This is a genomic window from Lysobacter sp. CC-YZS074, assembly GCF_056739745.1.
The window spans coordinates 2868039-2886312 of record NZ_CP200301.1 but is presented as its reverse complement, the minus strand read 5'-3'; the positions used below and the strand labels follow the sequence as shown (position 1 = coordinate 2886312).

The following is an 18274-nucleotide window of genomic DNA, read 5'->3' as shown; positions in this document are numbered from 1 at the left end:
AACCAGGAAAAGAAGATGGCAACCACCCAGCTCAACCCGTCCGAAATCAGCGAACTGATCAAGACCCGCATCGAGAAGGTCAAGCTGTCCGCGGAGTCGCGCAACGAAGGCTCGGTCACCTCGGTGTCCGACGGCATCGTGCGCATCCACGGCCTCGCCGACGTCATGCAGGGCGAGATGATCGAGCTGCCAAACAACACGTTCGCGCTGGCGCTCAACCTGGAGCGCGACTCGGTCGGCGCCGTGGTCCTGGGTGACTACGAGCACCTGGTCGAGGGCGACGTCGCCAAGACCACCGGTCGCATCCTCGAAGTACCGGTCGGCCCCGAGCTGCTCGGCCGCGTGGTCAACGCGCTGGGCGAGCCGATCGACGGCAAGGGCCCGATCGACGCCAAGTCGACCGCGCCGGTCGAGCGTGTCGCCCCGGGCGTGATCTGGCGCAAGTCGGTCGACCAGCCGGTGCAGACCGGCTACAAGTCGGTCGACGCGATGATCCCGATCGGCCGCGGCCAGCGCGAGCTGATCATCGGCGACCGCCAGACCGGCAAGACCGCGATGGCGATCGACGCGGTGATCAACCAGAAGGGCACCGGCATCAAGTGCGTGTACGTGGCGATCGGCCAGAAGGCCTCGACCGTCGCCAATATCGTGCGCAAGCTCGAACAGAACGGCGCGCTGGACCACACCATCGTGGTCGCCGCCACCGCGTCCGAGTCGGCGGCGATGCAGTACATCAGCGCCTACTCCGGCTGCACCATGGGCGAGTACTTCATGGACCGCGGCCAGGACGCGCTGATCGTGTACGACGACCTGTCCAAGCAGGCCGTCGCCTACCGCCAGATCTCGCTGCTGCTCAAGCGCCCGCCGGGCCGCGAAGCCTACCCGGGCGACGTGTTCTACCTGCACAGCCGCCTGCTCGAGCGCGCCGCGCGCGTGTCCGAGGAGTACGTCGAGAAGTTCACCGACGGCGAGGTCAAGGGCCAGACCGGTTCGCTGACCGCGCTACCGCTGATCGAGACCCAGGCCGGCGACGTCTCGGCGTTCGTGCCGACCAACGTGATCTCCATTACCGATGGCCAGATCTTCCTCGAGACCGACCTGTTCAACGCCGGCATCCGCCCGGCCGTGAACGCCGGCATCTCGGTGTCGCGCGTCGGTGGCTCGGCCCAGACCAAGATCATCAAGAAGCTCTCGGGCGGCATCCGCATCGCGCTCGCCCAGTACCGTGAGCTGGCCGCGTTCGCGCAGTTCGCCTCGGACCTGGACGAAGCCACCCGCAAGCAGCTCGAGCGCGGCCAGCGCGTCACCGAGCTGATGAAGCAGAAGCAGTACGCGCCGATGTCCATCGCGATGCAGGCGCTGTCGATCTACGCCGTCAACGAGGGTTACCTCGACGACGTCGCGGTCAACAAGATCATGGCCTTCGAGGAAGGCCTGCACGCCCATTTCGCCAACACCCAGGGCGAGCTGGTGGGCAAGATCAACAGCACCGGCAACTGGAACGACGAGATCGAAGCCCAGTTCAAGAAGGGCATCGAAGAGTTCAAGCAGACCGGCACCTGGTAAGGCGGGCACGACGATGGCAGGCGGACGCGAAATCAAAACCAAGATCAAGAGCGTGCAGAACACCCGCAAGGTGACGCGCGCGCTCGAGATGGTCTCGGCCTCGAAGATCCGCAAGGCGCAGGATCGGATGAAGACCTCGCGTCCGTATGCGCGGGTGATGAAGCAGGTGATCGGGCACCTGGCGCAGGCCAATTCCGATTACCAGCACCCGTACATGGTCGAGCGCAAGGACCCGAAGCGGGTCGGCTACCTGATCGTGTCGTCCGACCGCGGCTTGGCCGGCGGCCTCAACAACAACCTGTTCCGCAAGCTGCTGGGCGAGATCCGCCGCTGGAACGACCAGGGCGTCGAGGTCGACGTGGTCACCATCGGCCAGAAGGCCTCGGTGTTCTTCCGCCGGGTCAAGGTCAACATGCTGGCCTCGGTCAGCCACCTGGGCGACGCGCCGCACCTGGAGCAGCTGGTGGGCGTGGTCAAGGTCATGCTCGACGGCTACAGCGACGGCAGCATCGACCGCGTGTTCCTGGCCTACAACGGCTTCGTCAACACGATGACCCAGAAGGCCAGCTTCGACCAGCTGCTGCCGCTGCCGGCGCCGGAAGCCCAGATCGCGCGGCACGACTGGGACTACATCTACGAGCCCGACGCCGAGGGCGTGCTGGAACACGTGCTGACCCGCTACGTCGAGTCGCTGGTGTACCAGGCGGTGCTGGAGAACGTCGCCTCCGAGCATGCCGCGCGCATGGTCGCGATGAAGGCGGCCAGCGACAACGCCAGCAAGCTGATCGACACCCTGCAGCTGGTCTACAACAAGGCGCGGCAGGCGGCGATCACCCAGGAAATCTCGGAAATCGTCGGCGGCGCCGCGGCGGTCTGACCCCACGCGTCATCAAACCATCCAGTGCGGGCGCAACCTGCGGGCCGCAACGCAGCATCAGAGATACGAGGAAACATCATGAGCCAGGGCAAGATCGTTCAGATCATCGGTGCCGTCGTCGACGTCGAGTTCCCGCGCGAGTCCGTCCCGCACGTCTACGACGCGCTGAAGGTCGACAACACCGCCATCACGCTGGAAGTGCAGCAGCAGCTGGGCGACGGCGTGGTCCGCGCGATCGCGCTGGGCTCCACCGACGGCCTCAAGCGCAACCTGGTGGCGACCAACACCGGCCGCGGCATCGCCGTGCCGGTCGGCAAGGGCACCCTGGGCCGCATCATGGACGTGCTCGGCACCCCGATCGACGAGGCCGGTCCGGTCGAGGCGACCGACCAGTGGGAAATCCACCGCGACGCGCCGACCTATGAAGAGCAGGCCGCGACCAACGAGCTGCTGGAAACCGGCATCAAGGTCATCGACCTGATGTGCCCGTTCGCCAAGGGCGGCAAGGTCGGCCTGTTCGGCGGCGCCGGCGTGGGCAAGACCGTCAACATGATGGAACTGATCAACAACATCGCGAAGGCGCACGAAGGCCTGTCGGTGTTCGCCGGCGTCGGTGAGCGTACCCGCGAGGGCAACGACTTCTACCACGAGATGAAGGACTCCAACGTCCTCGACAAGGTGGCGATGGTCTACGGCCAGATGAACGAGCCGCCGGGCAACCGCCTGCGCGTCGCGCTGACCGGCCTGACCATGGCCGAGTACTTCCGCGATGAGAAGGACGAGTCGGGCAAGGGCCGCGACGTGCTGTTCTTCGTCGACAACATCTACCGCTACACCCTGGCCGGTACCGAGGTCTCGGCGCTGCTGGGCCGCATGCCGTCGGCGGTGGGCTACCAGCCGACCCTGGCCGAGGAAATGGGCGTGCTGCAGGAGCGCATCACCTCGACCAAGACCGGTTCGATCACCTCGATCCAGGCCGTGTACGTGCCCGCGGACGACCTGACCGACCCGTCGCCGGCGACCACCTTCGCCCACCTCGACGCCACCGTCGTTCTGTCGCGAAACATCGCCTCGCTGGGCATCTACCCGGCGGTCGACCCGCTCGACTCGACCTCGCGCCAGCTCGACCCGAACGTGATCGGCAACGAGCACTACGACGTCGCGCGCAAGGTCCAGGCCACCCTGCAGAAGTACAAGGAACTGAAGGACATCATCGCGATCCTCGGCATGGACGAGCTGTCCGAAGAGGACAAGCAGGCCGTGTCGCGCGCGCGCAAAATCGAGCGCTTCTTCAGCCAGCCGTTCCACGTCGCCGAGGTGTTCACCGGTTCGCCGGGCAAGTACGTCCCGCTGAAGGACACCATCCGCGGCTTCAAGGGGATCGTCGAAGGCGAGTACGACCACCTGCCGGAGCAGGCGTTCTACATGGTCGGCTCGATCGAGGAAGCCGTCGAGAAGGGCAGGAAGATCACCGGCGAAGCCGCCTGATCACCGGCCGGCGCCGCGCACCGCGTAACGCCGGCAGCGGTCTTCCCTTCCGAGCAAAGCGAGACACCAGATGGCATCCACCTTCCGTTGCGACATCGTCAGTGCCGAGGAAGAGATCTTCCACGGCGAGGCCGTACTGCTGGTCGCCACCGGCGAGCTCGGCGAACTCGGCATCGCGCCCAAGCACGCGCCGCTGATCACCCGCCTCAAGCCGGGCAAGGTCGTGGTGACCCTGCCCAACGGCGAGCAGATGGACTTCGCCGTGTCCGGCGGCATCCTCGAGGTGCAGCCGCAGGTCGTGACCGTGCTGGCCGACACCGCGATCCGCGCCCAGGACATCGACGAAGCCGCCGTGCGCGCCGCCAAGGAGGAAGCCGAGCGGGTCCTGGCCCGCCGCGCCGAGCCGATGGAAGTCGCCGAAGCGCAGCAGAAGCTGGCCGAGGTCATGGCCCAGCTGTCCGCGCTGGAGCGCCTGCGCAAGAACGTCAAGCATTGACGCGCAGTCCATCGCAATGTCGTACCCGCAGACGCCGGCCCCGCGCCGGCGTTCTGCTGTCCGGGCTCAGCGCCGGTAGATCCAGTGCCGCGACACAAGGAAGCCGAAGCCGCCAAGCAGCACTTCGATGCCGGGCTTCGCCAGCCACGACCACTTGAGTCCCGCGATGTCGTCGATGGCGCCCATCGACCAGGTACTGATGGAGGTGGTGAGCGACCACAGCAGCACGAACCGCAGGAACTGGCGCCGCCCCACCGCCGTGTCGTCGCCGGCAAAGGTGAAACGGCCGTTCAGCCAGAACCCCAGCAGCGCGCCGCTGACCCGGCCGGCGATGTTGGCCGGCTCGACCGGCAGGCCGTTGTGGCTGAGCAGCACCATCACGCCCCAGTCGACCAGGTACTGCAGTGCGCCAACGAGCAGGAAGCTGCGGCCTTGCCGGGTCAGGCTCATCGACACGGCGTGCCCGGCAGGGAGCGGCGGTGCAGGCGGGCGTGGTTTCGCGTTCTGGAATTCGGCACCGCGGCATCCTAGCAGGCCGTCGACGCTAGAATCGCGTTCGATCCCCGAGTGCCCTGGAGTTCCGATGCCCGCCCCCCTGCACGTTGTCATCCTCGCCGCGGGCGAGGGCAAGCGGATGAAGTCCGCGCTCCCCAAGGTGCTGCAGAAGATCGCCGGTCAACCGATGCTCGGCCATGTGATCGACACCGCGCGGGCACTCGAGCCGGCCGGCATCCACGTGGTCTACGGGCACCACGGCGAGCGGGTGCGCGACGCCTTTGGCCGGCAACCCGATCTGCACTGGAGCGAGCAGGCCGAGCGTCTGGGCACCGGGCACGCCCTGCAGCAGGCGATGCCCGACGTGCCGCAGGACGCACGCGTGCTGGTGCTGTACGGCGACGTGCCGCTGATCACCGCCGATACCCTGCGGCGCCTGCTCGCCGGGTCGGGCAGGATCGCCGTGCTGGTGGCCGACCTCGACGACCCGACCGGCTACGGCCGTATCGTGCGCGACGCGCAGGGCAACGTCGCCAAGGTGGTCGAGCACAAGGACGCCGACGAAGAGCAGCGCGAGATCAGCACGGTCAACACGGGCATCCTGGTGGCCGATGGCGAGCCGCTGCGGCGCTGGCTGGGCGCGCTGGGCAACGACAATGCGCAGGGCGAGTACTACCTGACGGACGTGTTCGCCAGCGCCGCGGCGGAGTTCAGCGCAGCCGAAATGGTGCACGTGCACGATCCGCTGGAAGTCGAGGGCGCCAACGATCCGTGGCAACTGGCGCAGCTGGAGCGCGCGTTCCAGGCGCGCGCCGCGCGCCGGCTCTGCATCGCGGGCGCGCGCCTGGCCGACCCGGCGCGGATCGACGTGCGCGGCCAGGTGTCGGTCGGCAGCGACGTGGAAATCGATGTCGACGTGGTCCTGGAAGGCAACGTGGAGCTCGCCGACGGGGTGCGGATCGGCCCGTTCTGCCGGTTGCGCGATGTCAGGCTGGGCCCGGGCACCGAGGTGCGCGCGCACTGCGACCTCGACGGCGCGGTGGTCGAGGGCGCTGCGACCATCGGCCCGTTCGCGCGGTTGCGGCCGGGCACGGTGCTCGCCGACGGCGTGCACATCGGCAACTTCGTCGAGGCCAAGAACGCCAGGATCGGCGTGACCAGCAAGGTCAACCACCTGAGTTACATCGGCGACGCGCTGATCGGCGTCGGCGTCAACGTCGGCGCCGGCACCATCACCTGCAATTACGACGGCGTGAACAAGTCGACCACGCGCATCGAGGACGGCGCCTTCATCGGCTCCAACAGTTCGCTGGTGGCGCCGGTGACGATCGGCAAGGAAGCCACGATCGCCGCCGGTTCGGTGGTGACGCGCGAAGCGCCGGCCGGGCAACTGACGGTAGCCCGCTCGCGGCAGACCGTGGTCGAAGGCTGGCAGCGGCCCAGGAAGAAGTAGTCGGCCAGGGAATTCGCGAAGCCTTCCCGCGTCAGCCCATGCCTTTGTAGGAGCGGCCTCCTCAGTCCGGCAGCACCATCGACACGCACAACCCGCCCCCGTCGCGGTTGAGCAGCGCGATCCGGCCGCCGTGCGCCTCGGCGATCTCGCGCGCCAGCGCCAAGCCCAGCCCGGTGCCGTGGCGCTTGGTGGAGTAGAAGGGCAGCAGCGCGTTGGCGAGCACCGCTTCGTTCATCCCGCTGCCGCGGTCGAGCACGTCGAGCCGCCAATGTCCGGGTAGCCGCCGCAGCGATAGCACCACGTCCCCGGCGGGTGATCCGGATTCGTGCGCGTTCCTGATCAGGTTCAGCAGGGCCTGTTCGAGCTGGGCGACATCGAAGCGGCCGACGTGGTCACCCGGGGATCCATCGACCGCGAACTCCACCTGGCTGCGCAGCTGCGCGATGAAGTGCGACCACGGCACGCTCTCCAGTCGCGGCGAAGGCAGCTTGGCGAACCGGGCGTAGTCGCGGATGAAGCGCTCCAGGTGCCGCGCCCGGTCCTCGATCGTGGCCAGCGCCGCCGGCAGGCGCTCGTGCTGTCCGCGCCGCAGCAGCTCCGCGCCGGAATGCGCCAACGAGGCGATCGGCGCCAGGGAGTTGTTCAGCTCGTGGCTGATCACCCGGATCACCTTCTTCCAGGTCTGCACTTCCTGACGGCGCAGTTCGGCGGTGAGCTGCCGCAGCAGTACCAGTTCGTGGTGTCGTCCGTTGAGGCGGAACTGGCGCCGGGCGAGGTGGTAGATGTCCTCGCTGCCGCTGTCGATGTCGTCCTCGTCGCCGACGGTGAACATGCCGTCGCCACCGCGCGCGAACGCTTCCTGGAACGCGGCCGAGGTGCGGGCCAGCACCTCGTCGAAGGCCTGGCCCTCCAGCCGGCGGCCTTCGCCGAGCAGCTTGCGGGCGGCCAGGTTCGCGTGCACCACCCGTCGCGCCGGGTCGACCAGCACCATCGCCACCGGCGTGTTCTGCACCATGGTGTCGAGCAGCAGCTCGCGCTGCACCAGCGCGATGCGCTGCTCGCGCAGCACCTCGCCGAGGCGGTTGTGGCTGGCGACCAGTTCGCCGAGTTCGTCGGGCGTGCGCCACGACAGGCCGAAACTGAAGTCGCCGTCGCGGTAGCTGGATACCGTTCCGGCCAGCGCGCGGAACAGCGAGTGCATCGGTGCGAACGCACGGCGTACGTGCCACGCCAGCAGCGGCAGGTCGATCACCAGTGCCAGCACAGCGGCGAGCCACGGCGGCGACGCCCAGCGCTGCAGCCACAGCGCCAGCCCGAGCGCCACGGCGACGTGCAGCAGCGCGAGTGCGGTGAAGACCAGACTCAGCGGCAGACGGCGAAACCGGCGCATGTGGGGTCAGTCGCGGCGGATGCCGAGCCGGTCCAGGCGCCGGTACAGCGCCTGGCGTGACAGGCCGAGTTCGTGCGCGGCCTGGGCGAGCACGCCGCCGGCGCGCTCCAGTGCCGCCTCGATATCGGCCCGGTCGGGCTCGTCGGCGGCCGCGGTGCGCGGAGCCGGGCGGGCGGGCGGCAACCCGAGATCGTCGGCGGAAATGCGCTCGCCGCGCGAGAGCAGCGAGGCCCGCTGCAACGTGTTGCGCAGTTCGCGCACGTTGCCCGGCCAGGCATGGCCGAGCAGCGCCTGCTCGGCACCGGCGTCCAGCGACTTGCCGCGCGGCAGGAAATGCCGCGCCAGCGGCAGGACGTCGTCGGGCCGCTCGGCCAGCGGCGGCAGCTTCAACTCGATCGCGTTGAGCCGGTAGTACAGGTCTTCGCGAAAGCGGCCGTCGGCGATCAGCGCCGGGAGGTCGGCGTTGGTAGCGCTGACCACCCGCACCGTGACACTGCGCTCGCGGTTGCCGCCCAGCCGCTCGAACCGGCCGGTCTCCAGCACCCGCAGCAGCTTGACCTGGCCGGCCGCCGGCAGGGTGCCGATTTCGTCGAGGAACAGCGTGCCGCCGTCGGCCGCCTCGAACTTGCCTTCGCGCGCCCGGTTGGCGCCGGTGTAGGCACCGGCCTCGGCGCCGAACAGCTCGGCCTCGATCAGCTCGGACGGCAGCGCCCCGCAGTTGAGCGCGACGAACGGCCCGTTGCGCACCGACGAGTTGGCATGGACGATCTCGGCGAACTTCTCCTTGCCGGCGCCGTTCGGTCCGGTGACCAGCACCGGCAGTTCGGAGCGCGCGACCTGGCAGGCCAGCGACAGCACCCGCTCGCTGGCGGCATCGGCGTAGACCAGCCCGCACAGGTTGTACTCGCGGGCCAGCGCGTGGCGCCGCCGGCGCTCGCCACTGCGGTGGCGGTCGAGTTCGCGCCGGGCCTCCGACAGCTCCAGCAGGTTGGCGACCGTCGCCATCAGCTTGTGGTCGTCCCACGGCTTGGCCAGGTAGTCGGCGGCGCCGGCCTTGACCAGGTCGACCGCCGACTCCAGGTGGGTCCACGCGGTCAGCAGGATCACCGGCAGGTCCGGGTAGCGCGCCCGGATCTGCGAGAACAGCGCCACCCCTTCCTCGCCGGAGGTGGTGTCGGCCTGGAAGTTCATGTCCTGCACCACCAGATCGACGTCCCCGCCCTCCAGCGCGGCCAGCCCTTCTTCCGGCGAGCCCGCCGCGCGCGCGTCGATGTCGTGCAGGGAGAGCAGCAGTTCGAGCGCGGTGGCGACGGCGGGGTTGTCGTCGATGATCAGGACGGTCGGCATGGACGCGACTTTAGACGCTGCGGGTCGCCACTGCAGGAGGTACCGCCGCCGCGCGCCGGGCCGGGCCGAACACCGAGACCTGGCCGAGCAGCCATAGCGCGATCGCGCCGAACGGCAGGTACACGGCCGGCAGGCGCGGCAGTTCGTAACGCTCCATCAGTGCCAGGTTGATGCCGTAGGCGAGCAGCATGCCGATCACGATGCCGACCGTGGCCAGCAGGAAGTTCTCGGTCTGGAAGTAGCGCAGCACCTGGCCGCGGGTCGCGCCGAGTGCACGCCGCACGCCGATCTGCTTGGTCCGCTGGGCCACCCAGAAGCTGGCCAGGCCGACGATGCCGAGCGCGGTCACCACCAGCAGGCCGATGCACACGGCGACCAGCAGCCACGCCATCGACTTGTCCTGCAGGTAGTACTCGTCGCGGAGCTGTTCGAAGGTGTCGTCCTCGAGCAGGATCCGGCTCGGGTCGACCCGTTCCAGCGCCGTGACCGCGGCCTTCAGCACCTCTTCGCGGCGGTCCGGCGCGGTGCGCAGCAGGAAGTTGCCGCCGGTCATGCGGATCGGCAGCAGCATCGACAGCTGCACTTCGGAAGGCCCGCCGTTCTCGTTGGGGCGGATCAGGTGCTCGACCACGCCGACCACGCGGATAGGTTCGTCGCCCCAGCTGTAGATGACCTTGCCGACCGCCTCCTCGCCGGGAAACAGGCGCTCGGCAGTGGCCCGGCTGAGAATCGTCGCGGGAATCACCACCTCCGCACCGGGCTCGTTGAGCGCATCGAACTCGACGTACTCGTCGGGGACGAAGTCACGGCCGGCCACCAGTCGCAGGCCCAGGGCTTCCAGCAGCTGTTCCTCGCCGAGGTAGATCGACGCATTGAGGGTGGGGTTCTGCTGCTCGGGCTCGAGGTTGACCGAGCTGTTCCACGACGAATTGCCGTACGGAATCTGGTTGGCCAGCGTGGCGGCCTCGACGCCGGGAATCGAGCGCAGGGCCGCCAGGTCCTCGAGCACGCGGGCAGCGGCATCGTCGTCGCGGCCGATGCCGGCGAGCTGGACCCGGACCAGTTCGCTCTCGGCCAGGCCGCTGGGGCGGTCCATGCGCTCGAGCCGGGTGCTGATCAGGAACACCGCGTTGCAGATGATGGCGCAGCTCAGCGCGATCTCCAGCACGATCAGCGCGGAAGCGGTCTTGTGGCGACGCAGGGTCGACAGGATGGGGCGGATGTCCATGGCAAGCCTCGCTTATTGGCTCTTGAGCTGGATGGCGGGGGCGACCTGGCAGGCGCGCCAGGCCGGCAACAGGCCGGCCAGCAGGCTGGCCGCGATCGCGAGCAGGAAGGTGGTGACCAGCATCGACACGTCGAGGTGGGCCAGCTCGGCGTAGCCCACCGGTTGCTGGCGCACGGCCCACAACCCGAGCAGTGCCAGCGCCAGGCCGAGCACGCCGCCGGCCAGGCCGACGGTTCCGGCTTCGACCAGGCACTGGGCGAAGATCGCCCGGCGCGAGGCGCCCAGCGCGCGGCGCACGCCGATCTCGGTCGAGCGCCGCAGGAACTTCGCCAGCAGCAGGCCGACGGTGTTGACCAGGCACACCAGCAGGAAGCCCAGCGCGAGCCAGGTCTGCAGCCGGACGTCGCCCGGCACCACGCGGTTGTAGTCCAGCCAGCCCATCACGTCGTACAGCCGCACGTTGGTCGGCCGCTCGAACCGGCCGGCCGCGCGCTGCTGGTCGGAGTAGTTGGTCAGGTACTGCAGGTACTCGTCGGCGTCGCCGGCCGATTCCAGTTCCACCCAGTACTGCAACCAGGCGCACGGTGCGTTGACGCCGTGCTGGCCCTCCTCGTCGCCGGTGGCGTTGGCGTCGCCCCAGCAGTTCATGTTGCCGCTGGTGCCCAGCTCCAGGTCGCGCGAGGTCGAGAACGGCAGGAACACCTGCTCGACCGTGCCGAAGCGCTGGTTGGTGAGGTCGTAGAAGCGCGGGGTGGGGCGCCAGCGGTCGAGCACGCCGACGATGCGGAAGTCGGTCTGGTCCAGCCGCACGGTCTTGCCGACGCTGTTGCCGCCACCGAACAGCTGGTCGTTGAGCTCGGTCGAGATCACCGCCACCCGGGCCCGGCCGCCGTCATCGTTGGCGGTCCAGCCGGTGCCGTGCAGGAACGGCGCGTCGAACATTGCAAAGAAATCGGCCGAGGTGTAGCGCGCGTCGGCGAGGAACGGGTCGACGCCGCTGGTCTGCGGCTCCACGGCGACACCGCCGCCGGTCATCACCGCCTGGCGCACGCCGCGCTTGTCGCGCAGCAGGGCTTCGGCATCGAAGCGGGTCATCTGCGACTCGGGATCCTCGCCCTCGGTGAAGCCGTTCATCGAGCGCGGGTCCATCTGCGGATAGAACACGCGGCCGCTCTTGCCCGGCAGCGGATCGCCCGAGAGCACGTGGAACACGGTCAGCGTGGTCATGCTGGCGCCGATGCCCAGCGCGATCGCCAGCACCATCAGCGCGGTCAGCACCTTGTTGCGGCGGAAGCTGCGCAACGCCAGGTCGAAGTAGTAGGCAAACATGTGAGGCTCCGTGGAACGGGAATGGACCGCAGGCAACCGGTCGTCGCGGGGCGGAACGCCGCCCCGTGCGTTCAGGCCGGAGTCGCCGCACCGGCTTCCGCGCGCAGCAGGCTGCTGCCGGCCACCACGTCGGTGGCCATGCCGTCGACGATGTGGACGTTGCGCTGGGCGCGCGCGGCCAGCTCCGGGTCGTGGGTGACCATCACGATGGTGGTGCCCTCGGCGTTGATCTCCTCGAGCATTTCCATGACACCGCGCGCCATCTGCGAGTCGAGGTTGCCGGTCGGCTCGTCGGCCAGCAGCAGGCGCGGGCTGCCGGCCAGCGCACGGGCGATCGCGGCACGCTGCTGCTGGCCACCCGACAGCTCGGCCGGGTAGTGCTTCATCCGCGAGCCCAGGCCGACCCGGGTCAGCGCCTGCTCGATGCGCTGTTTGCGCTCGGCGGCCGACATGCCGCGGTAGCGCAGCGGCACGTCGACGTTGTCGAACAGGTTGAGGTCGGGGATCAGGTTGAAGCTCTGGAAGATGAAGCCGATCTTGCGGTTGCGCAGTTTGCTGCGGGCATCGTCCGACAGCCCGCTGACGGCCTCGCCATCGAGTACGTAGGTGCCGCCGGTGAAGGTTTCCAGCAGGCCGGCGATGTTGAGGAAGGTGGTCTTGCCCGAGCCCGACGGGCCGGTGACCGCGACGAATTCGCCGTCGCGCACGTGCAGGTCGAGCGATCGCAGCGCGTGCGTCTCGACCAGTTCGGTGCGGTAGACCTTGGTGACCTGGCGCATGTCGAGCATGGGATGTTCCTTGTCGTTTAAGAGAAGCGGAAAGCGGGTGGGCGTCAGTTGATCGAGACCCGCTCGGCATCGCCGAACTGGTCGCTTCCGGAGACCACCACGCGGTCGCCGGGTTGCAGGCCGTCGAGGATCTCGACCGCGCCGAGGCTGCTGACGCCGGTGCGGATCGGGCGACGCTCGGCGACGTCGCCGTCCATCACCCAGGCAACGGTGCCTCCGCCCTGTTCCAGGAACGGGCCGCGTTCGACCATCAGCACGTCCTCGCGGGTGTCCAGCAGGATGCGTGCGCTCATGCGCTGGTTCTGGCGCAGGCCGGGAGGCTGCTCGCCGGTGAAGCGCAGGCGACCGGTGACCTCGCCGCCGACCACCTCCGGCGACACCGCCGACACCTCGGCGGCGAACTCGCCGCGGCCGCCCGACAGCTGCGCCGGCATGCCGATCGCCAGGTCGCGGGCGAAGCTCTCGGGCACTTTGATCTCCACTTCGAACTCGGTGAGGTCGACCACGCCGAGTACCGGCGCGTTGTCGGCGACGTTGGCGCGCTGGTCGACCAGCACCTGGCCGACGATGCCGTCGAACGGCGCGCGCACGGTCAACGCGTCGACCTGCCGTTGCAGTTCGGCGACCACCGCGCGCTGGCGGTCGGCCAGCAGCTGCTTGTTGCGTGCATCCAGCCCGGCGCCTTGGCCCTGCAGGGCGTATTCGCGCTCGGCGTGGGCGAGGCCGAGCTCGGCCTTCTTGAGGTCGTCGGCGGCGCGGGCGACGTCGATCTGGGCCACCGCGCCGCCCTCGAATGCATGCTGGTTGCGCTCCAGGTCGCGCACCGCGGCCTGGCGGTCGATCTCCGCCTGGTCGAGCGCGCGGCGCGCGGCGGAGCGGGCGATCCGCGCATCGAGGGCGGCGCGGCCGGCCTCGGCCTCGAGGCTGGCCAGCGTCGCTTCCTCCTGCGCCAGCTCGCTGCGCAGCTCGGGGCTGTCGATCACCGCCAGCACCTCGCCGTGCTTGACCGTGTCGCCGGCGACGACCTCGAGCGAGACGGTGCCGCCGGCCACCGCGTACAGGGTCGGACTGTTGGCGGCGATCACCCGGCCCTCGGCCGAGATGTCGCGGACCAGGTCGCCGCGGGTGACCTCGGCGATGCGCACGCGCGAGGCGTCGAACGAGCGGCTGCCGCCGCTCCAGCCAGCCACCAGCCAGCCCACCGCGCCCAGCAACGCCAGCCCGCAGGCACCCGCGACCAGCCAGTGGCGACGTTTGCGGGTCAGCCCGGGGGCGGGGCCGCGGATCTGGTCCTGGCCGGAGGTGTCGCGGATGCTCATGCCGAATTCCTGCGCGGGTGTCGTGGGTTCGACGTCAACCGAAGCAGAACCCGTGCCAACGCCCAAGTGACTGATCCGCAAGGGAGACGGGTGTCCGCGGAGTGTCCGCCGGACACCGCGGTGTCCGCGCCGTGTCCGGGCGGCGCACGGCCGGTGTCCGGCGCCTTCCGCCGTTAAACTGTGGCGCTACTGCAGGAGGCCCTTACCCCATGTGTGGAATCGTTGGTGCGATCGCCGATCGCGACGTGGTACCGGTACTGATCGAAGGCCTGAAGCGGCTCGAATACCGCGGTTACGACTCGGCCGGCATCGCCGTGCTGGCCGACGACGCGGTGCGCCGCGTGCGCCGCACCGGCCGGGTCGCGGAGATGGAAGCGGCCGCGCACGCCGAGGGTTTCCACGCCGTGTTGGGCATCGGCCATACGCGCTGGGCCACCCACGGGGGCGTGACCGAGGCCAACGCGCACCCGCACGTGAGCTTCGGCGAGCTGGCGGTGGTCCACAACGGCATCATCGAAAATCACGACGAGCAGCGCGAGCGGCTCGCCGGTGCCGGCTACGCCTTCGAGTCGCAGACCGATACCGAGGTCATCGCGCACCTGGTGCACTACCACCAGCAGCAGGGCATGGACCTGCTGGCCGCAGTGCAGGCGGCGGCGGGCGAGCTGACCGGGGCCTACGCGATCGCGGTGGTGAGCAAGCGCGAGCCCGGCCGCCTGGTGGCCGCGCGCATGGGCTGTCCGCTGCTGGTGGGGCTGGGCGACGGCGAGAACTTCGTCGCCAGCGACGTCTCGGCGATCATCCAGGCGACCCGCCGGGTGATCTTCCTGGAGGAGGGCGACACCGCCGACCTCACCCGCGACGGCGTCTGCGTGTTCGACGAATCCGGCGCGGTGGTCGATCGCGAAGTGCACATGTCCGACGTGTCGCTGGCCTCGCTCGAACTCGGGCCGTACCGGCACTTCATGCAGAAGGAGATCCACGAGCAGCCGCGCGCGATCTCCGACACGATCGAGGCGCTGATCGACAACGGCGAGTTCTCCCCGGAGCTGTTCGGCACCGGCGCGGCCGACGTGCTGCGCGACATCGAGGGCGTGCAGATCCTCGCCTGCGGCACCAGCTATTACGCCGGCCTGACCGCGCGCTACTGGATCGAGTCGGTCGCCGGGCTGCCATGCTCGGTCGAGATCGCCAGCGAGTACCGCTACCGCACCGCGGTGGCGAACCCGAAGCACCTGGTCGTCACCATTTCGCAGTCGGGCGAAACGCTCGACACGATGGAGGCGCTGAAGTACGCCAGGTCGCTCGGCCACGACAGGACGCTGTCGATCTGCAACGTGCCCGAAAGCGCGATCCCGCGTGCCAGCCGGCTGGTGTACTACACCCGTGCCGGCGCCGAGATCGGCGTGGCCTCGACCAAGGCGTTCACCACCCAGCTGGTGGCGCTGTTCACCCTGACCGCCACGCTGGCCAAGCTGCACGGCCGGCTCGACGGGGCGAAGGAGGCCGAGTACCTCGATGCGTTGCGCCACCTGCCCGGCAGCGTGCAGCACGCGCTCAACCTGGAGCCGCAGATCACCGCGTGGGCGGAGCGTTTCGCGCCGAAGGACCACGCGCTGTTCCTCGGCCGCGGGGTGCATTATCCGATCGCGCTGGAGGGGGCGCTCAAGCTCAAGGAGATCTCCTACATCCACGCCGAGGCGTATCCGGCGGGTGAGCTCAAGCACGGGCCGCTGGCGCTGGTGGACGAGGCGATGCCGGTGGTGGTGATCGCGCCCAACGACAGCCTGCTGGAGAAGGTGAAGTCGAACATGCAGGAGGTGCGCGCGCGCGGCGGCGAGCTGTTCGTGTTCACTGACGAGGACAGCCAGTTCGGTCCGTCCGAGGGGGTGCACGTGATCCGGGCGCCGCGCAATGTCGGGGTGTTGAGCCCGGTGATGCACACGATTCCGGTGCAGTTGCTGGCGTATCACGTGGCGCTGGCACGCGGCACGGATGTCGACAAGCCACGCAACCTGGCCAAATCGGTGACGGTGGAGTAGCCGGGCGGCAGGGTCCTCGGTAGCGGAGCCGGGGAGCGTTGTTGTTCGTTCCTGGTTGTTGAGCGAAGTCCGGCTGCATGTCGGGCTTCGTGCTTGGGCTTCGTGGTGTTGCGCGCCGCGTGGACCGGCCGGTGGGGGAATGGCTCCACCCCTCGGTCGGGACGTCCTGTCCCGACTCGGGGCCGCCGGCCATCCATGGCCGGCTTTCCGCAATTCCCCCGCCGGCCGGCCCACGCCCGGGGATTCGTCGCTTTGGGGCTTTGCTCCGGTCCCGGAATGTGTTGCTCGATGATGTGCGGGCTTTTGTAGGAGCGGCTTCAGCCGCGATCGTGGAATGGCGCGGGCGAACGATGTCCGGATCGCGGCTGAAGCCGCTCCTGCAGTCCGCGAGCAGGGCTTGGCCTGGAGCGGATTCATGGACGGAAAGCGGTGCACCGCTGCCGGCGCACCGCTTTCGGGTCATCGCTTCCGGATCACTCCGCCGGCGCCCAGCGCAACGTCACGAACCACTCCCGCCCCGGCTGGTTGTAGAACGCGACGGTTTCGTAGTCGCGATCGAACACGTTGGCCACGCGTCCCTGCAACGTCAGTGCGTCGGTCAGTGCGACCTCGGCGCGCAGGTCGAGGGTGGCGTAGCCGGGCAGGCGCATCGTGTTGGCGACGTCGTCGTAGCGGGGGCCTTCGGCGACGCCGGTGACACCGAGGCGGAACTTGCCGAAGGCGCGGTCGAGGTCGATGCGCGCGCTTTGGCGGGAACGACGGGGCAGTTCGAGGTCGGTATTGAAGGTCCGGTTCTCGGTGTCGAGCCAGCTCACGCTGGCGGCGAGCTGCCACTGGGCGATGTCGGTGTCGATGCCGAGTTCGGCGCCCCGCATGCGGGCGCGCTCGATATTGTTGGGCAGGCCGATGGCGGCGTCGAAGGCGATCAGGTCGTCGACAGTGGTTTCGAACGCGTCGAGCTGGATATCGATCCGCTGGTTCTTCCAGCCGATGCCGAGCTCGGCGGTGTCGGATTCTTCCGGGCGCAGGTCCGGGTTGCCGAAGAACGGGTAGTACAGCTCGTTGAAGGTCGGCGCCTTGAATGCGGTGCCCCAGCCGGCGCTGAGCCGCCAGCCGCCGGTGAAGTCCAGGCCCCAGGCCACGCTGCCGGTGGTGTGGCCGCCGAACTGCTCGTTGTCGTCGCGGCGCACGCTGGCCTGCAGGGCGTGGGCACCGAAGTGCGCCTGGTACTGGGCGAAGGCGGCACGGTTGTCGCGCTCGTCCTCGACGTAGACGGTGTCGCCGTCGACGCGGTCTCGCAGCCAGTCGAGGCCGACGCTCAGCAGTTGTTGCCGGCCGAAGCCGAAGTCGCCCTGCAGGCTGGCGCTGTCGCGGTCGGTGTCGAAGTAGCCGATGTAGGCGCCGTCGTTGAACTGGTCGGAGGCGTCGACATTGCGCCCGGCGGTGAGCTTGAGCTGCATGGCCTCGGAAGGGCGCCAGCGCACGCTGCCGCCGACCACCTGCTGCAGGGTTTCGGAGCGGTTGCTGTAGTCGCCGTCGAAATCGTTCTCGCCCTCGCTGCGCAGGGCCTGAGCGGAAACCTGCCAGGCGTCGTCCAGGTCGAGGCCGGCGCGCAGCGACAGCGCGTTCTGGATGTAGCCGTCGAGGTCGGGCTCGGGTGTGCTGATGAAGCAGCCGGCCGAGAACGGCGTCGGTTCGGCGACGTCGCAGGCGTTGAAGCCCTCCGTGCGCTGGAAGGCATAGTCGGCACCGAACCAGGCGCGGCCCTCGCGGCCGGCGATGCCGACGCCGAAGTCGTGCGCGCCGTGGCTGCCGCCGCCGACGTGCAGCCGTGGCGACCAGCCGGCAGCGTCGCGCCGGGTGAAGATCTGGATCACGCCGCCGATCGCCTCGCTGCCGTACAGGCTCGAGCGCGGGCCGCGGACGATCTCGACGCGTTCGATGAGCGCCAGCGGCATGTTCTGCAGCGACACCAGCCCGGAGGTCGGCGAGCCCACGCGGATGCCGTCGACCAGTACGACGATGTGGTCGGACTCGGCACCGCGCAGGAACAGCGTGGTCAGCTTGCCGGTGCCGCCCTGGTTGGCCAGCGACACGCCGGCGCGGCCGGCCAGCAGGTCGGGCAACGAACGGGCCTGGCTGCGTTCGATGGCTTCGCGGTCGATCACTTCGACCGGGGCGAGCACGGTATCGACGTCGAGCGCGGTACGGGTGGCGGTGACGACGACTTCGTCGAGTTCGGTCGCCTGCGCGGCGGCTTCGGCCCACGCGGTGGCAGGCAGTGACAGGACAGGCAGGACGAGCGCCACGGCGGTGGCGAGCGGGGCAAGGCGGAATGGCATCGAAGTGTCTCCAAGCGCGCGGCGTGCCGTCCCCGGCATTCGGCCGCGCAAGGTACCGGGAAGTCGCGTGGAGAGGGATCGGCTGCGCGGAGGTCGGGCATGCACCAGCGGCGC

14 protein-coding genes are annotated in these 18274 nt (G+C 69.2%); 6 read left to right on the top strand and 8 right to left on the bottom strand.

Annotated elements, in window-relative coordinates:
- The first annotated feature begins 15 nt into the window (after window positions 1–15).
- From atpA to U8331_RS13025, 4 genes are all read left to right on the top strand, one after another.
- The gene (gene atpA, locus U8331_RS13040; protein ID WP_481131442.1) at window positions 16–1566 is read left to right on the top strand and encodes a F0F1 ATP synthase subunit alpha; all 1551 of its coding nucleotides are present in this window, start codon (window positions 16–18) and stop codon (window positions 1564–1566) included.
- A 13-nt stretch (window positions 1567–1579) separates the two neighbouring features.
- Complete coding sequence (gene atpG / locus U8331_RS13035) at window positions 1580–2443, top strand: F0F1 ATP synthase subunit gamma (protein WP_481131441.1); 864 nt, start codon at window positions 1580–1582, stop codon at window positions 2441–2443.
- Between the two features lie 78 nt (window positions 2444–2521).
- Window positions 2522–3931 (top strand): F0F1 ATP synthase subunit beta, encoded by a 1410-nt coding sequence (gene atpD / locus U8331_RS13030; RefSeq protein WP_481131440.1) that lies wholly within the window; start codon window positions 2522–2524, stop codon window positions 3929–3931.
- A 70-nt stretch (window positions 3932–4001) separates the two neighbouring features.
- Complete coding sequence (locus U8331_RS13025) at window positions 4002–4427, top strand: F0F1 ATP synthase subunit epsilon (RefSeq protein ID WP_481131439.1); 426 nt, start codon at window positions 4002–4004, stop codon at window positions 4425–4427.
- A 66-nt stretch (window positions 4428–4493) separates the two neighbouring features.
- Here the strand turns inward: U8331_RS13025 and U8331_RS13020 are convergent, their stop codons facing one another.
- Window positions 4494–4877, bottom strand: coding sequence for a GtrA family protein (locus U8331_RS13020; RefSeq protein WP_481131438.1), 384 nt, complete (start codon window positions 4875–4877; stop codon window positions 4494–4496).
- 133 nt (window positions 4878–5010) lie between these two features.
- Between U8331_RS13020 and glmU the strand changes: the two genes are divergently transcribed.
- Complete coding sequence (glmU, locus tag U8331_RS13015) at window positions 5011–6375, top strand: bifunctional UDP-N-acetylglucosamine diphosphorylase/glucosamine-1-phosphate N-acetyltransferase GlmU (protein ID WP_481131437.1); 1365 nt, start codon at window positions 5011–5013, stop codon at window positions 6373–6375.
- A gap of 61 nt (window positions 6376–6436) precedes the next feature.
- On the opposite strand, the gene U8331_RS13010 is transcribed toward glmU, so the two are convergent.
- The 6 genes from U8331_RS13010 to U8331_RS12985 form a co-directional block, all read right to left on the bottom strand.
- Complete coding sequence (locus U8331_RS13010) at window positions 6437–7765, bottom strand: sensor histidine kinase (RefSeq protein WP_481131436.1); 1329 nt, start codon at window positions 7763–7765, stop codon at window positions 6437–6439.
- A 6-nt stretch (window positions 7766–7771) separates the two neighbouring features.
- Window positions 7772–9112 (bottom strand): sigma-54-dependent transcriptional regulator, encoded by a 1341-nt coding sequence (locus U8331_RS13005; RefSeq protein WP_481131435.1) that lies wholly within the window; start codon window positions 9110–9112, stop codon window positions 7772–7774.
- 10 nt (window positions 9113–9122) lie between these two features.
- Window positions 9123–10340, bottom strand: a complete 1218-nt coding sequence (locus tag U8331_RS13000; RefSeq protein WP_481131434.1) for an ABC transporter permease — start codon at window positions 10338–10340, stop codon at window positions 9123–9125.
- Window positions 10341–10352: 12 nt separating this feature from the next.
- Window positions 10353–11669 carry an ABC transporter permease gene (locus U8331_RS12995; protein ID WP_481131433.1) on the bottom strand — a complete coding sequence of 439 codons (1317 nt, stop codon included), beginning with the start codon at window positions 11667–11669 and terminating at the stop codon, window positions 10353–10355.
- Between the two features lie 71 nt (window positions 11670–11740).
- Complete coding sequence (locus U8331_RS12990; RefSeq protein ID WP_481131432.1) at window positions 11741–12457, bottom strand: ABC transporter ATP-binding protein; 717 nt, start codon at window positions 12455–12457, stop codon at window positions 11741–11743.
- Window positions 12458–12501: 44 nt separating this feature from the next.
- Window positions 12502–13776: an efflux RND transporter periplasmic adaptor subunit gene (locus tag U8331_RS12985; RefSeq protein WP_481131431.1), complete on the bottom strand. Its 1275-nt coding sequence runs from the start codon at window positions 13774–13776 to the stop codon at window positions 12502–12504.
- Between the two features lie 209 nt (window positions 13777–13985).
- Here U8331_RS12985 and glmS point away from each other — a divergent pair, with 209 nt between their 5' ends.
- On the top strand, window positions 13986–15818 hold the full coding sequence (gene glmS / locus U8331_RS12980) for a glutamine--fructose-6-phosphate transaminase (isomerizing) (protein WP_481131430.1): 1833 nt from the start codon (window positions 13986–13988) through the stop codon (window positions 15816–15818).
- A gap of 473 nt (window positions 15819–16291) precedes the next feature.
- On the opposite strand, the gene btuB is transcribed toward glmS, so the two are convergent.
- Window positions 16292–18160 (bottom strand): TonB-dependent vitamin B12 receptor, encoded by a 1869-nt coding sequence (btuB, locus tag U8331_RS12975; protein ID WP_481131429.1) that lies wholly within the window; start codon window positions 18158–18160, stop codon window positions 16292–16294.
- Window positions 18161–18274 lie beyond the last annotated feature (114 nt).

Coding starts and splice junctions, on each gene's coding strand:
- glmS (WP_481131430.1), top strand. CDS start 13,986: ATGTGTGGAATCGTTGGTGCGATCGCCGATCGCGACGTGGTACCGGTA.
- U8331_RS13025 (WP_481131439.1), top strand. CDS start 4,002: ATGGCATCCACCTTCCGTTGCGACATCGTCAGTGCCGAGGAAGAGATC.
- U8331_RS13000 (WP_481131434.1), bottom strand. CDS start 10,340: ATGGACATCCGCCCCATCCTGTCGACCCTGCGTCGCCACAAGACCGCT.
- U8331_RS12995 (WP_481131433.1), bottom strand. CDS start 11,669: ATGTTTGCCTACTACTTCGACCTGGCGTTGCGCAGCTTCCGCCGCAAC.
- btuB (WP_481131429.1), bottom strand. CDS start 18,160: ATGCCATTCCGCCTTGCCCCGCTCGCCACCGCCGTGGCGCTCGTCCTG.
- atpG (WP_481131441.1), top strand. CDS start 1,580: ATGGCAGGCGGACGCGAAATCAAAACCAAGATCAAGAGCGTGCAGAAC.
- U8331_RS13010 (WP_481131436.1), bottom strand. CDS start 7,765: ATGCGCCGGTTTCGCCGTCTGCCGCTGAGTCTGGTCTTCACCGCACTC.
- U8331_RS12990 (WP_481131432.1), bottom strand. CDS start 12,457: ATGCTCGACATGCGCCAGGTCACCAAGGTCTACCGCACCGAACTGGTC.
- glmU (WP_481131437.1), top strand. CDS start 5,011: ATGCCCGCCCCCCTGCACGTTGTCATCCTCGCCGCGGGCGAGGGCAAG.
- atpD (WP_481131440.1), top strand. CDS start 2,522: ATGAGCCAGGGCAAGATCGTTCAGATCATCGGTGCCGTCGTCGACGTC.
- U8331_RS13020 (WP_481131438.1), bottom strand. CDS start 4,877: ATGAGCCTGACCCGGCAAGGCCGCAGCTTCCTGCTCGTTGGCGCACTG.
- atpA (WP_481131442.1), top strand. CDS start 16: ATGGCAACCACCCAGCTCAACCCGTCCGAAATCAGCGAACTGATCAAG.
- U8331_RS12985 (WP_481131431.1), bottom strand. CDS start 13,776: ATGAGCATCCGCGACACCTCCGGCCAGGACCAGATCCGCGGCCCCGCC.
- U8331_RS13005 (WP_481131435.1), bottom strand. CDS start 9,112: ATGCCGACCGTCCTGATCATCGACGACAACCCCGCCGTCGCCACCGCG.